The organism is Chitinophaga sp., assembly GCF_039596155.1.
Taxonomy (GTDB): domain Bacteria; phylum Bacteroidota; class Bacteroidia; order Chitinophagales; family Chitinophagaceae; genus Chitinophaga.
Window position 1 is genome coordinate 182,035 of sequence record NZ_JBCNKF010000002.1, and the last position, 13,399, is coordinate 195,433.

Annotated in this window: 13 protein-coding genes; 6 read left to right on the top strand and 7 right to left on the bottom strand. The window is 45.4% G+C overall.

All coding sequences use genetic code 11. The annotated features are described in order from the left end of the window. Positions 1–2 precede the first annotated feature (2 nt). Positions 3–890, bottom strand: coding sequence for a bifunctional methylenetetrahydrofolate dehydrogenase/methenyltetrahydrofolate cyclohydrolase FolD (gene folD / locus ABDW33_RS02595; protein WP_343688506.1), 888 nt, complete (start codon positions 888–890; stop codon positions 3–5). A gap of 361 nt (positions 891–1,251) precedes the next feature. Next, a complete protein-coding gene (pckA, locus tag ABDW33_RS02600; RefSeq protein WP_343688507.1) occupies positions 1,252–2,853 on the bottom strand; it encodes a phosphoenolpyruvate carboxykinase (ATP) in 1,602 nt (533 codons plus the stop codon). Between the two features lie 280 nt (positions 2,854–3,133). On the opposite strand from pckA, the gene ABDW33_RS02605 reads away from it, so the two are divergent. The 5 genes from ABDW33_RS02605 to ABDW33_RS02625 all read left to right on the top strand — a co-directional run bounded on the left by ABDW33_RS02605 (position 3,134) and on the right by ABDW33_RS02625 (position 8,697). Then, on the top strand, positions 3,134–4,426 hold the full coding sequence (locus ABDW33_RS02605; RefSeq protein ID WP_343688508.1) for an aminopeptidase P N-terminal domain-containing protein: 1,293 nt from the start codon (positions 3,134–3,136) through the stop codon (positions 4,424–4,426). Between the two features lie 167 nt (positions 4,427–4,593). Then, positions 4,594–5,361: a CDP-alcohol phosphatidyltransferase family protein gene (locus ABDW33_RS02610; RefSeq protein ID WP_343688509.1), complete on the top strand. Its 768-nt coding sequence runs from the start codon at positions 4,594–4,596 to the stop codon at positions 5,359–5,361. 208 nt (positions 5,362–5,569) lie between these two features. Beyond that, on the top strand, positions 5,570–5,815 hold the full coding sequence (gene purS / locus ABDW33_RS02615) for a phosphoribosylformylglycinamidine synthase subunit PurS (protein ID WP_343688510.1): 246 nt from the start codon (positions 5,570–5,572) through the stop codon (positions 5,813–5,815). 131 nt (positions 5,816–5,946) lie between these two features. Then, positions 5,947–6,645, top strand: coding sequence for a 16S rRNA (cytidine(1402)-2'-O)-methyltransferase (gene rsmI / locus ABDW33_RS02620; protein WP_343688511.1), 699 nt, complete (start codon positions 5,947–5,949; stop codon positions 6,643–6,645). 156 nt (positions 6,646–6,801) lie between these two features. Next, positions 6,802–8,697, top strand: coding sequence for a M1 family metallopeptidase (locus tag ABDW33_RS02625; protein ID WP_343688512.1), 1,896 nt, complete (start codon positions 6,802–6,804; stop codon positions 8,695–8,697). A 126-nt stretch (positions 8,698–8,823) separates the two neighbouring features. Here the strand turns inward: ABDW33_RS02625 and ABDW33_RS02630 are convergent, their stop codons facing one another. The 5 genes from ABDW33_RS02630 to ABDW33_RS02650 form a co-directional block, all read right to left on the bottom strand. After that, positions 8,824–9,033, bottom strand: a complete 210-nt coding sequence (locus ABDW33_RS02630) for a hypothetical protein (RefSeq protein WP_343688513.1) — start codon at positions 9,031–9,033, stop codon at positions 8,824–8,826. A gap of 49 nt (positions 9,034–9,082) precedes the next feature. Next, positions 9,083–9,499 carry a hypothetical protein gene (locus tag ABDW33_RS02635; protein WP_343688514.1) on the bottom strand — a complete coding sequence of 139 codons (417 nt, stop codon included), beginning with the start codon at positions 9,497–9,499 and terminating at the stop codon, positions 9,083–9,085. 10 nt (positions 9,500–9,509) lie between these two features. Further along, positions 9,510–10,058, bottom strand: coding sequence for an RNA polymerase sigma factor (locus tag ABDW33_RS02640; RefSeq protein ID WP_343688515.1), 549 nt, complete (start codon positions 10,056–10,058; stop codon positions 9,510–9,512). 144 nt (positions 10,059–10,202) lie between these two features. After that, complete coding sequence (rsmG, locus tag ABDW33_RS02645; protein WP_343688516.1) at positions 10,203–10,826, bottom strand: 16S rRNA (guanine(527)-N(7))-methyltransferase RsmG; 624 nt, start codon at positions 10,824–10,826, stop codon at positions 10,203–10,205. 110 nt (positions 10,827–10,936) lie between these two features. Beyond that, positions 10,937–12,070 (bottom strand): glycosyltransferase, encoded by a 1,134-nt coding sequence (locus ABDW33_RS02650; protein WP_343688517.1) that lies wholly within the window; start codon positions 12,068–12,070, stop codon positions 10,937–10,939. Between the two features lie 176 nt (positions 12,071–12,246). Between ABDW33_RS02650 and tgt the strand changes: the two genes are divergently transcribed. Next, on the top strand, positions 12,247–13,377 hold the full coding sequence (gene tgt, locus ABDW33_RS02655; RefSeq protein WP_343688518.1) for a tRNA guanosine(34) transglycosylase Tgt: 1,131 nt from the start codon (positions 12,247–12,249) through the stop codon (positions 13,375–13,377). Positions 13,378–13,399 lie beyond the last annotated feature (22 nt).

Consider the following 13,399-nt stretch of genomic DNA (forward strand, 5'->3'; position numbering starts at 1 on the left):
GATTAGTTCATATTTCCTTTCTGGCCTACCGCAGCGTGATAGGTGTTCTTCAGGAGCGCCGCGATGGTCATAGGACCAACGCCACCTGGAACCGGCGTGATGTAGCTGCATTTCCCGGCTACCTCGTCGAAATTGACATCACCTACCAATCTGAAACCAGATTTCCTGGTGGCATCTTCGATACGGTTGATACCTACATCCACAATCACAGCACCTTCTTTCACCATATCAGCGGTCACAAAATTCGGACGGCCAATAGCAGCTACGATGATGTCTGCCTGGAGACAGAGTTCTTTCAGGTTGTGTGTATGTGAGTGTGTGAGGGTAACGGTGCAGTTGCCAGGATTGCTGTTTCTGCTCAGCAGGATGCTGATAGGCGTACCTACGATATGGCTGCGGCCAATGACTACAGCGTGTTTACCTTTTGTCGGAACATTATAGTGTTCCAGCATCAGCATAATGCCGTAAGGAGTAGCCGGAATGAAAGCAGGCAGTCCACTGACCATTTTACCTACGTTTACCGGATGGAAACCGTCTACGTCCTTGCTTGGATCGATGGTATTGATTACAACTTCTTCATTGATATGCTTAGGAAGTGGTAACTGTACGAGAATACCGTCAATATCTGCATTTTCATTCAGCAGGGTGATATTGTCAAGCAGATGTTTTTCGGAGATTTTTTCATCGAAACGCAGCAGGGTAGAGTGATAGCCAATCTCTGCGCAGGACTTAACTTTGGAAGCAACATATGTTTCGCTGGCAGGGTTGTTACCTACCAGGATAGCAGCCAGGTGAGGAACTTTCTTGCCTAAAGCCTTCAGTTCAGTTACCTTTTCTGCCAGTTGGGCTTTAATAGCCGCTGATACAAGTTTACCGTCTAAAATTTGCATGCGCAAAGGTAGGCTTAATTAGGAAAATTTTCTAAATATTAAATGGACTCATTGGGGGTTTGTTCCGGGCAAGGGTACCGGGTACTTACAGTATCCGCATCGGTTTCCTTATTCACCGGCCGGCAACTGCTGTGGGATGCCAGCTATTTCGGGCCGTCTTAAAACAAAAAAAGCTTTTGCCAATCGGCAAAAGCGTTTCATATATACGATTAGTTTAATCCCGGTATTTATCGCTCACAAGTTCCGCAAAACAAGTGTCCCGCCTTCAAAATTTCAAATTTAGGCCACTTGTCTTGCTCTAAAATAGAACTTGATTAAATAATAGTGGAAATTTTAAAGGCGGCTAAGAAGTGTAATATAATTAAATTTTTGGAGATGCGGATAAAATTTCCGGATCAGCCTGCGCCACGTATTTCTTAAAGTTTTGGATAAACCTGTCTGCCAGGTCTTCTGCCTGTTTGTCAAAAGCATCCTTATCAGCCCAGGTATTGCGGGGATCCAGCAGTTCTGACGGCACTCCCGGACAGTGTTCCGGTATACCAAATCCAAAGAACGGAAAATCTTTATACGCAATTTTGTCCAGCTGTCCGTTGAGTGCTGCAGCGACCATTGCCCTTGTGTATTTCAGTGAAATACGCTGACCTGTGCCGTAAGGACCGCCTGTCCATCCGGTATTAATCAGCCATACTGCCACTTCCTGCTGTTTCAGTTTCTGCCCCAGCAGTTGTGCATACTGCACAGGGTGCAGTGGCAGGAACGGTGCCCCAAAGCAGGTGCTAAAGGTAGTGGTCGGCTCGGTCACACCTGTTTCTGTACCCGCTACCCTGGCAGTATAGCCGGAGATAAACTGGTACATGGCCTGTGCCGGTGTGAGTCTGGAGATAGGAGGTAACACCCCGAATGCATCGCAGGTCAGGAAGAAGATATTGGAAGGGACATTTCCTACGGAAGGTATTACCGCGTTGTCAATATAATCCAGCGGATAAGATACCCGCGTATTTTCTGTGATACATTTATTGGCAAAGTCTACTTTATTAGTCCCTTCGTAGCACGAGACGTTTTCCAGCAGTGCTCCTTCGCGGATGGCTTTGAAGATCTGAGGTTCTTTTTCTTCACTGAGGTCTATACATTTTGCATAGCAGCCGCCTTCGAAGTTAAAGATATGATCTGCAGACCAGCCATGCTCATCATCACCTATCAGTTTACGGGCAGGATCTGCACTGAGTGTTGTTTTTCCTGTACCGCTCAGGCCAAAGAAGATGGCCGTATCTCCGTGTTCATCCTGGTTGGCTGAACAGTGCATAGACAATACACCATGCATTTGCGGCAGTATATAATTGAGTATAGTGAAAATGCCTTTCTTGATCTCGCCGGTGTAAGCGGTACCACCGATCAGCACTATTTTGCGTTCAAAGCTGATAGCTGCAAAGTTCTCCTGGCGGGTACCATCGGTAGCAGGATCTGCGAGGAAGCCGGGTGCCTGGATCACGGTCCAATCCGTATGCATGTCCTCTGCTTCTTCAGCCGTAGGACGAATGAACATATTGTAAGCAAAGAGATTGGCCCATGGGGTTTCAGTCACTACCTGGATACCGATACGGTATGCAGGATCCGCGCAGGCAACGCAGTCGCGCACCCAGATCTCTTTTCCCTTAAAGTATGCAGTGATTTTCGTGTACAACCGGTCAAAGTGATCGGCGGACATAGGAATGTTAAAGTCATTCCAGTTCACAGTTGCAGAAGTGAGCGCATCTTTTACGATGAACTTATCTTTTGGAGAGCGGCCGGTGAATTTTCCGGTGTTTACGGACAAGGCTCCGTTGGCGGTGAGGACTCCCTGTTTCCGTGCCAGTGTTTGCGACACCAGCACGGCTGGTGCTGCCTGATAATAGATAGCGGCTGGTTGGTCTATTCCTATAGCTGATAGGATAGCGACAGGGTTCCTTACGCTGCTGACTTGCATAGTAAGATTGTTTTGGTGTGTTAAAGCAAAGCTGCGCCTTTTTTTGAAATTATCAAATTAATAGCCCCTTGTTAACATAAATTTAGAAAAAATAGATGCTAAATGGATAATCAATTAGAGAAATTCTAAAATGGCTGGGACTGTTTTGTAGGAAACAGCAGGGAATTATGGGCTGTTGATACACTTATCCTCATCCATTGTACCCGCATATTCACCCGTTAGGGGATACTTCCTAAAATTTCAGTAGGTTTGACGCGCGTTTTAATCAATAGGATCAATTATGAAAAATTTGCCACTGGATTCACAGATCTTCATTAAAAACCGTCAGCGTTTTATAGCGGAGATGCAACCTAATTCCATTGCGATCATCAATTCAAATGATGAGTTGCCCAGTAATGGAGATGCTTTGTACAGATTTGAGCAAAACCATGACCTGTACTGGTTAACAGGTGTTGAGCAGGAAGACACAATGCTCATTTTATACCCTGATAATCCGGATCCTAAGTACAGGGAAGTGTTGGTATTGGTACGTCCAAATGAGTTAAAAGAGAAATGGGATGGCCACCGTCTGCGTAAAGATGAAGCACTGGCGGTATCGGGTATTGGTACAGTTGTTTGGCTGGATGTGCTGGATGGATTATTACAACCGTGGATTCACGAGGCTACTAATATTTATTTAAATACAAACGAGAATAACCGTAAATCCAGCCTCATCGCTGTAAGAGATTACAGGTATGCGGAGGAAATGCGTGCGCGTTATCCTTTGCACAATTACCTGAGAGCTGCTGTTATCTTTAAGAAACTGCGTGCGGTGAAAACCCCTGAGGAGATCAAGGTGCTGCAGACTGCGATGGATATTACAGAAGGTGCATTCCGTCGTTTGCTGAAATTCATCCGTCCGGGTGTATTTGAGCACCAGATCCAGGCAGAGATCGTACACGAATTTCTCTCTAACCGTTCTGACGGAGAAGCCTATACATCTATCATTGCCAGCGGCGACCGTGCACGCACCCTGCATTATGTGTTCAATAACCAGGAGTGTAAAGATGGTGAACTGGTACTGATGGACTTCGGTGCTGCCTATGGTGGTTACAATGCTGACCTGACGCGTACTGTACCGGTGAATGGTAAATTCACACCACGCCAGCGTGAAGTGTATGATGCCTGTCTGCACCTGCATAACTATGCTAAATCAATCCTGAAGCCGGGCCTGACCATTGCCAGGTATCATGAGATGATGGGTGAGGAAGCTGGTAAAGTATTCGTGAAGATCAACCTGCTGAAAGAAGAGGATATCAAAAACCAGGATCCGGAATCACCTGCTTATCGCAAGTACCTGTACCACGGTATCAGCCATCACCTCGGTGTGGGTGTACATGATTTGGGGCCTTCTTTCTGGCAGCCCATCCCGGATGGTGCGGTACTGACCATTGAGCCTGGTATTTACATTGAGGAAGAGCAGATGGGCGTGAGAATTGAAAACAATGTGTGGATAACTGCAAATGGCAATATTGACCTGATGAAAAATATTCCTGTGACTGCAGATGAAATCGAAGCTTTAATGAAAAAATAAGGTAATGTGTACGCTATTGCGTAATATTAGCGTTAGATTTACCAAAAAATACACCACAGGGGTTGTCTCAAATGTAAATTTTACCCGGTCTTATCCGGGTATTTGCGGGTATGAAATCATGCAGATTTTTTCAGGCTGCATTTGAGACAATCTTATGGACTATCACAATGAAACAACTTCCTAACATCCTTACACTGGGTAATTTGTTTTGTGGTGCGCTGGCAATCATTTACATCCTGCATGCACCGCAATACATCGCTGAATTCAATGGACATGACTACGCCGTAACGAATCCTGAGCCTGTCTACTGGGCATCTGCGCTGGTAGTGTTGGCAGCGATATTCGATTTTCTGGATGGGATGGCGGCGCGCCTGTTGAAACTGGGTTCACCATTTGGAAAGGAGCTGGATTCACTGGCTGATATGGTGACGTTTGGAGTAGTGCCTGGTATGATCTTCTTCCGGTTATTGCGTAGTGCATACATGCAGATGCCGGATGTATTTGATGTATCTTATATTAACCTGGCGCCGGCCTTGCTGGTACCTTGTTTTGCTGCATTCCGCCTGGCTAAGTTCAACCTGGATACCCGTCAGTCAGAGAATTTCATCGGGGTGCCTACGCCGGCTGTAGGGCTGCTGGTAGCATCTTTTCCGCTGATTATGCTGTATAATCCTTATAATCTGGCGCATTACCTGCAGAATATCTGGATCCTGTATATCATGATCGGGTTGCTTTGTTACCTGATGGTGGCAGAGATGCCGATGTTGAGCATGAAGTTCAAGAATTTCAACCCTGCGCAGAACTGGCCGAGGTTCCTGTTGTTGATATTAGCATTATTGGCTATACCAGTATTGAAATTTGCAACTGTACCTTTTATTTTTGTTGTATATGTGATCCTGTCAATGGCATCACGCCCTGCGACAGCAACGAAATAAAGCGCACTGATGATAATACAGAAAAAGTACTGGCCGGCATGCTGATGCCGGCCAGTACTTTTTTTAAGCAACCAGGAAAAATGTTATTTACCGTAGCAGAAAAGCCGTTTTTCCCGGCGATTAAAGGATTGTCTGCCGCCTTCTTCGAACAATCCCAGCTTGTTTTTTGCGATTTATGTGTTAGGTTTGCGTCAAAATTTTAGAAAAAATGACGTTTACTGCACATATCAACGTGATGCCACTGAAAGAATTGCTGGATCCTCAGGGAAAAGCGGTCATGAGTGGATTAAAGAACCTTGGCATGACACAGATCAATGATGTGAGAATCGGAAAACATATTACCCTGCACATAGAAGCTGCTACAAAAGAAGAAGCACAGACCCTGGCAGAGAACGCTTGTCAGAAGCTGCTGGCTAACCAGGTAATGGAGTCTTTTGAAGTAACTATTCAATAAGTAATTAATAAGGCTGACTTTCACGCCGCTAGAATTGAATTTAGCTGCCAGAAGTCAGCCTTACGTGTTTTATTCAGGAAAGCAGTACGCCCGGTGGATGTTGCCGGTACGCCCTGCGCCATTCGATCTTTATGAAGCTTTATCTCGTTCCTTCTCCCATAGGCAATCTTGCCGATATTACTTACCGCGCTGTAAAAGTACTGGAAGAGGCAGACCTGGTGCTTGCGGAAGATACCCGTACATCTGGTGTGCTATTAAAGCATTACAACATCAACAAACCTATCACGCCTTATCATCAGCACAATGAACATAAAGTATTGCAGCACCTGTTACAGCAGTTACAGGCCGGCAAAACAATGGCCCTGATCACCGATGCCGGTACACCCGGTGTATCTGATCCCGGGTTCCTGCTGGTAAGAGAATGTGTACGTGCCGGGGTACCTGTGGAGTGTCTGCCCGGTGCTACCGCTTTTGTGCCTGCCCTTGTCAATAGCGGGATACCTATGACCCGGTTTGCATTTGAAGGCTTCCTGCCTTTGAAAAAAGGCCGCCATACACTGTTTACCCAATTGGCTACAGACGAGCGTACCCTGGTTTTTTATGAATCTCCACACCGTCTCGTAAAGACCCTCGAAGACATGATCGGTTACTTCGGTGCTGACAGACAATGCTGTGTAAGCCGCGAACTGACCAAGCTGTTCGAAGAAAACAAGCGTGGTACCCTGCAGGAAGTACATGATTACTATAAAGAGAAGGGAGTAAAAGGGGAGATCGTCCTGATCCTGCAAGGCGCCATAGGGAAGAAAAAAGCGCAGGAAGAAGAAGAATAACTCAGTATCTTCATTGAGGCAGGAGATTTGCAGTATCTCCTCGCGTAAACGTAAGACGTAATATAGCATCTAAACTGGCATATAAAGCGGCCTACAGCTCACACCCCAGCAGGGGGATGTACCGTATTTGTCATATAACAAAAATTGAATTAGGAAATGAAGCACATGTCAGTAGTTAAAGGCCTGATGGTGTGCCTGTTGGCAGCAGGTTTCGCGCCTGCGCAGGCACAGCCTGACCGTTGGCAACAACGGGTAAAGTATGTGATGGATGTGAATGTAAATGCAGCCACTAACCGCTTTACAGGCAAGCAAAAACTGGAATATACCAACAACTCACCCGATACCTTATACAAGGTGTTCTATCATCTTTACTGGAATGCATTTCAGCCAGGTAGCATGATGGACGTGCGTAGCCGTGAGCTGGGCAAGATCGTCATAGGGCGTGATTCCAAAGGCAACGAAAAAAGAGACTGGGATTACCGCGTGGCAGACAAGATCTCTAAATTCACCCCTGAACAGATAGGCTATCAACATGTACTTTCCCTGAAACGTGATGGTGTACCGCAGCCCTTTAATATGCTGGAAACCATTCTGGAAGTGCCTTTGAAAAAACCGATCCTTCCTCATTCCACTACGACATTCGAAATGGAATTTGAAGCACAGGTGCCTGTGCAAACCCGTCGTAGCGGCCGTAATAACTCCGAAGGAGTAGATTACTCCATGTCGCAGTGGTATCCTAAGATGTGTGAATATGATTACGAAGGCTGGCATGCAACCCCCTATATTGCCCGTGAGTTCTACGGTGTATGGGGTGATTACGATGTAAAGATCACGATGGATAAAAAATTCGTGATCGCAGCTACCGGATATTTGCAGAATCCTAACCAGATTGGTTATGGGTATGAAATGCCGGGTACAAAAGTGATCCGTCCTGCGGGAGAGAAGCTTTCATGGCACTTCATTGCAAATAATGTGCATGATTTTGTATGGGCTGCAGATCCTGATTATAAGCATATCACACAGCAGGTAGATGGCTTCGTGGCACATTTTTTCTACATTGAAAATGATATCACAAAGGAAACCTGGCCTGCATTTGCCAAGATGATTCCACGTGCATATGAATACATCAAAGCTCATTATGGTCCTTATCCTTACAAGAGCTATAGCTTCATACAAGGTGGTGATGGGGGCATGGAATATCCTATGGCAACATTGATCATGGGGAATGGTAAGCTGGAAGGCCTGTATGGACTGGGTGTGCATGAGTGGATGCATAGCTGGTATCAGGGTATGCTGGGTACGAACGAAAGCCTGTATCCATGGATGGATGAAGGCTTTACCACATTTGCAGAGAACAATGTATTGTATCATACCTTGGATTCAACCAAAGAAGCTTTTGCACAGGAAAGTTCTTACAATGGTTATTTCAACCTTGTAAAGAGCGGAGCTGAAGAGCCGATGAGCACACATGCTGATCATTACAATACGAACTATGGATATACACAGACTGCTTACAATAAAGGTGCTGTGTTCCTGGAACAGTTAGGCTATGTGATTGGTGCTGAAAACAGGGATAAAGGATTACTGCGTTACTACAGTGACTGGCGCTTCAAACATCCGAATCCAAACGATTTTATTCGTGAAATGGAGAAGGAAAGCGGGATCGCACTGGATTGGTATAAGCAATACCTGGTGTATTCTGTAAAGCATATTGATTATGGTATCGATACCGTGTTCACGAATGATAATAATAAAACAGTGATCCGTTTACGCAGGATAGATAACTTCCCGATGCCGATAGACCTGATGGTGACCACAAAAGCTGGTAAGAAAGTGTTGCATTATATACCGCTTTCTCTCATGTACGGCACCAAGCCCAATGAGGATGGGAATATTATGCGTTCGGTGCATGATGCATGGAGATGGACGAGTCCTACCTACGATGTGGTGATCGATACGCCAATAGGAGACATCGGGGAGATTGAAATTGACCCGAGCATGCGCCTGGCGGATATTAACCGGAGCAATAATAAACTGAAATTCCAGCAGTAAAAGTGAGCATGTACTAAAATGACATTTATAAAAAAAGCGCCTGCATCATGAAAGATACAGGCGCTTTTTTATGACTATTTTTGATCATCGCTTTCTGTACTTCAATCTCTTTCTGCTGCGCTTTCGTTAATCCAATATCTCACAATTAAACCCCTGCTGCTGTACAAACCTGATTATCTCGTCCTCTTCCACTTTCATATTCACAATCCGCAATACCTTGTCACAATCTTCCAGGTCCACATGGCATTGACCTACTTCATAATTATTCCGGATCGCATGGAGTACATGGGTTCTCTCTTCCGGCGTTGCTATATTAGTTTTGAATATTCCAATCATAGCATTAAAAGTTATAGGTGGTTGAATGGCTAACGAGTGCATGGCTACATTATATATTGGTTCCTGTATCTGGTTTTGTTTCTTCCTGTTTGGTCAGTACATCAGTATCATCATACCAACGGCTGAAGCGGTTATTCGGGCGGCACCAGTTCTTCAGTCCTTCTTTCATCTTTTCTCTTTCTTCCGGTGTCATATTTGCATAGCGTTCTTTCAACTTTTCATCCCACGCCCTTCTGTTTCTTTTGAAACCTCCGCCGGGACCACCATGCCATCCAAAGAGCAGTTTTCCCAACAGGCACAGGCCTAAGCCCTGCCAGAATGTGATCACAGGTCCGTGGAATAAATCCGGGATCAGGCAATTCCATAACTCGCGGATACCGAAGCCCAATGCGGTGATAAAAACTACCCCCATGACAATGAACTTCAAAATATGTAAAGCCTTCGGCTTTCGTCCTCTCTTAAACATATAATGTGTTTTACAATTCTTCATACAATTGTGCCAGCCTTGTGCGGAGATGCAGCACAGCATAGCGCTTTCTCGATAATAGGGTGTTCACGGGAATGCCGGTTTCAGCAGACATCTCCTTGAAGGATTTTCCCTCCAGTTCATGCTGAATAAATGCATAGCGCTGCTCTTCCGGCAGCTCATCTATGGCTTCCATAATGGCTTCTGCTAATACTTTTCGTGTGAGTGGTGCGTCACTTTTGGCATCCTGATCGGCTATCAGTTCGGATAGGAACAAAGTCTCTTCCCCATCTATTTCCTGTGTATGATCGCTGAAGGTAGTCTCCCGTTTCTTGCGAAACCAGTCGGTAATTTTATTGCGGGTTACGGTGAACAACCAGGCGGTGATAGAGTCGATCTGACTACCCAGCCGGGAATATTCTGTAAACTGATACAAAACGTCCTGTAAAATATCTTCTGCATCCGCCACATTATTCACCCTTTTACGGATGAAATGGAGTAGACGTTGCCGCTCCTTACGCACCGTTTCCTGTATGCGCTCATTTTGTTCAGCAGCCATAGCTAGAGGCGTTTTTGTTAGGAGCAAATCTTTCATCTTACTATTGGAGACGAAGGAAAATGCAGGATATTTTAAAGTTCAGGAAAGTTTTTTTGAATTTAGCTTATAAATAATGAAAATCAATAATTTAAAAGAGGATTTATTTTACTTGTTTACCACTACCACGTATTTTTCCCGGAAAAATTCTTCAGGGAATAGCTGGTAAACGCTGGTAAGGCGGGGTCTGAGGCCACTTTCCTGTACTTCCTGTGCCAGATCGCCACCTTTCAGGCAAATGAGGCCGGCTTGCTGCAGGTGAGCGGGCGCCTTTTTCAACAATGGTCTTCCCCAGCGCCAGAGGTCTTTTAAAGGCGCTACTGCACGTGATACGATCACGTCGAATTTTTTATCCTTAATATCTTCTGCTCTGGAATGAGCGGTGGTCACATTCTTTAATTCCAATGCATCAGCTACACCCTGTACTACTTTGATCTTTTTCCCGATGGCATCTACCAGGTGGAACTTTACTTCCGGAAAGAAGATGGCCAGCGGAATGCCGGGAAATCCACCGCCTGTACCGAGATCAATCACCTCATAGCCGTCCGGGAAATCAGCAACGGCAGCAACCGCCAGGGAGTGAAGGACGTGCTTTTCATATAAGGCATCGATGTCTTTGCGGGAGATGACGTTGATCTTCTCGTTCCAGTCTTTGTAGAGTTCGAGCAGTTGGGAGAATTGGTCGATCTGAGTAGGGGTGAAGTCCCCGAAGTATTTTTGAATGATGTCCATATGTGGGTGCAAAGATATTTAAAAAAATGCCCGGAGAACGTATCGTCTCCGGGCATTATAAAATCTTTATGCTGAAAGGTATCTTTCCTTATTAATTGATGAACAAGAGCTTACCACCTGTTCTTCGACTTAAACAACAACGCCGGTGTAAAGATCACATAATAAAAACACATAAACAGATCCATAAACCAGCTAAACTTAAACAGATCCCCTTCATCCAGCTTCTTCATTGCCATAAACGTAATCACACTCTGCAACAACATCTTCGCCCCAAAGATTGACAACACAAAAATCATCATCGGCTGATAAAAGAGACTGGCTATAAACAGCGGGTAAAACAGGAAATGTGTCAAAGAAAACAACCCCAGCAGCAACTTATGACTAAACCGGTAATGCTTTCCTGTAGACATATGCCGCGTCTTCTGATGAAACCACTTCCGCCAGCTCGTCTTCGGCTCAGAATACGTAAACGCCTGTTTATTGATCACCACTCCCACATTCTGCCTGTTCGCCGCCGCATTTACAAACAGATCGTCATCGCCCGATGCAATATGATGATGTGCTGTAAACCCTTTCTGACGATTGAACAATTCCCGCTTATAAGCCAGGTTCCTGCCCACTCCCATATAAGTTACCCCACTCAGGGCAAAACCTAAATACTGCAATGCACTGAAATAAGTTTCATATCTGATCACTTTATTCAACAACCCCGGTTTCTTTACATAAGGACTATATCCCAGCACAATCTCCTTCCCATCAGTAAAACCCTGGCTCATCAATGCTAACCAATAAGTACTGCCCGGCTTACAATCGGCATCCGTAAGCAGGATGTTTTCAAACTTAGCTGAACGGATACCCATAGAGAGCGGAAACTTCTTACCAGGAATAAACTTGGCGGGTTGCTTAATCTCAATATGGCGATAATGTGGATAACCAGCTTCTATGGAACGGAGGTAATATTTTGTATCATCTTCTGAATTGTCATTTACAACAATGACCTCATAAGAAGGGTCTTTTTTACCATGGAATCGTTGTAAAAGTACGGAGGGCAGGTTTTTCTGAAGGTTCAGCTCTTCATCTTTGGCACAGATAATTACTGAGAACTTAGATTCCGGCTCTGCATCAACGTCGAAGGTACGGCGATAAAAAGCTACCCTGGAAAAGACGATCAGGTAATAGAGAATCTGTATCGCTGCAACGGTAGCAAAACTGTAAAAGGCTAATAAGCCTAAGTTATACAACATAGCGTAGCAAATATATATGATTTCAATTATCTGTATAGTGCTGTGGAAAAAAAGATTTTTCAGCAAGCCGGGAATACAGGTTTCCTTAACCGGCACGAGGCAGAAAAAGCGGATTCTCCCCTAAAAAACGCTAATGAAAGGAAGTTACCTTATTTTTGCCCCCTGAAAATAGCCAGATGATATTCGAACTGACAACAACTGATAGTGAAAGTAAAGCCCGTGCCGGCGTCATTACCACCGGTCACGGCGTGATTGAAACGCCTATTTTCATGCCTGTAGGCACCGTAGGCAGTGTAAAAGCCCTCACCCAGGAGCAGATTAAAAATGATGTCCAGGCACAGATCATCCTTGGCAACACCTATCACCTTTACCTGCGCCCGGGCACGGAAATTCTTTCCAAAGCCGGTGGGCTCCACAAGTTCAACGGCTGGGATCGCCCTATCCTCACAGACAGCGGCGGATACCAGGTATTTTCCCTGGCTGCCAACAGAAAGATCAAAGAAGAAGGCTGCCTTTTTCAAAGTCATATAGACGGATCCCGTCACCTTTTCACACCAGAAAATGTCATGGACATCCAGCGTACCATCGGCGCCGATATCATCATGGCCTTCGATGAATGTCCGCCCTACCCGTCGGAATACCGCTACGCAAAAAAGTCTATGGAGCTCACGCACCGCTGGCTGGACCGCTGTATTGCCCGGCTCAGGGATACACAACCGGCTTATGGCTATGAACAAACCCTGTTCCCTATCGTACAGGGTAGTACTTACAAAGACCTCCGTACCATTTCTGCCACAGAAATTGCTGCCCGCGAATGTGCCGGTAACGCGATCGGTGGCCTTAGTGTGGGCGAACCTGAAGCTGATATGTACGAAATGTGCGAACTGGTATGTAATATCCTGCCCAAAGAGAAACCCCGCTACCTGATGGGCGTGGGTACTCCATGGAATATCCTGGAAAACATTGCTTTAGGTGTGGATATGTTCGATTGCGTGATGCCTACCCGCAATGGTCGCAATGGTATGCTCTTCACCTGGAACGGTGTCATCAATATCAAGAATAAAAAATGGGCAGACGACTTTTCACCAGTCGACGAAAATAGTGCCTGCTTCGCTTCCAGCCAATATAGCAAAGCCTATCTGCGCCACCTGTTCGTAGCAGGAGAGATCCTGGGCATGACCCTGGCCAGCATTCATAACCTGGCATTCTATCTTGAACTGGTGAAAGAAGCACGGAAGCAAATTTTAACAGGAAATTATGCCCAGTGGAAGAACAGAATGGTGCCGCAGCTGAAACAAAGACTTTAGATTTTTATTATTTTGCCGCTAT

Coding starts and splice junctions, on each gene's coding strand:
- folD (WP_343688506.1), bottom strand. CDS start 890: ATGCAAATTTTAGACGGTAAACTTGTATCAGCGGCTATTAAAGCCCAA.
- pckA (WP_343688507.1), bottom strand. CDS start 2,853: ATGCAAGTCAGCAGCGTAAGGAACCCTGTCGCTATCCTATCAGCTATA.
- ABDW33_RS02605 (WP_343688508.1), top strand. CDS start 3,134: ATGAAAAATTTGCCACTGGATTCACAGATCTTCATTAAAAACCGTCAG.
- ABDW33_RS02610 (WP_343688509.1), top strand. CDS start 4,594: ATGAAACAACTTCCTAACATCCTTACACTGGGTAATTTGTTTTGTGGT.
- purS (WP_343688510.1), top strand. CDS start 5,570: ATGACGTTTACTGCACATATCAACGTGATGCCACTGAAAGAATTGCTG.
- rsmI (WP_343688511.1), top strand. CDS start 5,947: ATGAAGCTTTATCTCGTTCCTTCTCCCATAGGCAATCTTGCCGATATT.
- ABDW33_RS02625 (WP_343688512.1), top strand. CDS start 6,802: ATGAAGCACATGTCAGTAGTTAAAGGCCTGATGGTGTGCCTGTTGGCA.
- ABDW33_RS02630 (WP_343688513.1), bottom strand. CDS start 9,033: ATGATTGGAATATTCAAAACTAATATAGCAACGCCGGAAGAGAGAACC.
- ABDW33_RS02635 (WP_343688514.1), bottom strand. CDS start 9,499: ATGTTTAAGAGAGGACGAAAGCCGAAGGCTTTACATATTTTGAAGTTC.
- ABDW33_RS02640 (WP_343688515.1), bottom strand. CDS start 10,058: ATGGCTGCTGAACAAAATGAGCGCATACAGGAAACGGTGCGTAAGGAG.
- rsmG (WP_343688516.1), bottom strand. CDS start 10,826: ATGGACATCATTCAAAAATACTTCGGGGACTTCACCCCTACTCAGATC.
- ABDW33_RS02650 (WP_343688517.1), bottom strand. CDS start 12,070: ATGTTGTATAACTTAGGCTTATTAGCCTTTTACAGTTTTGCTACCGTT.
- tgt (WP_343688518.1), top strand. CDS start 12,247: ATGATATTCGAACTGACAACAACTGATAGTGAAAGTAAAGCCCGTGCC.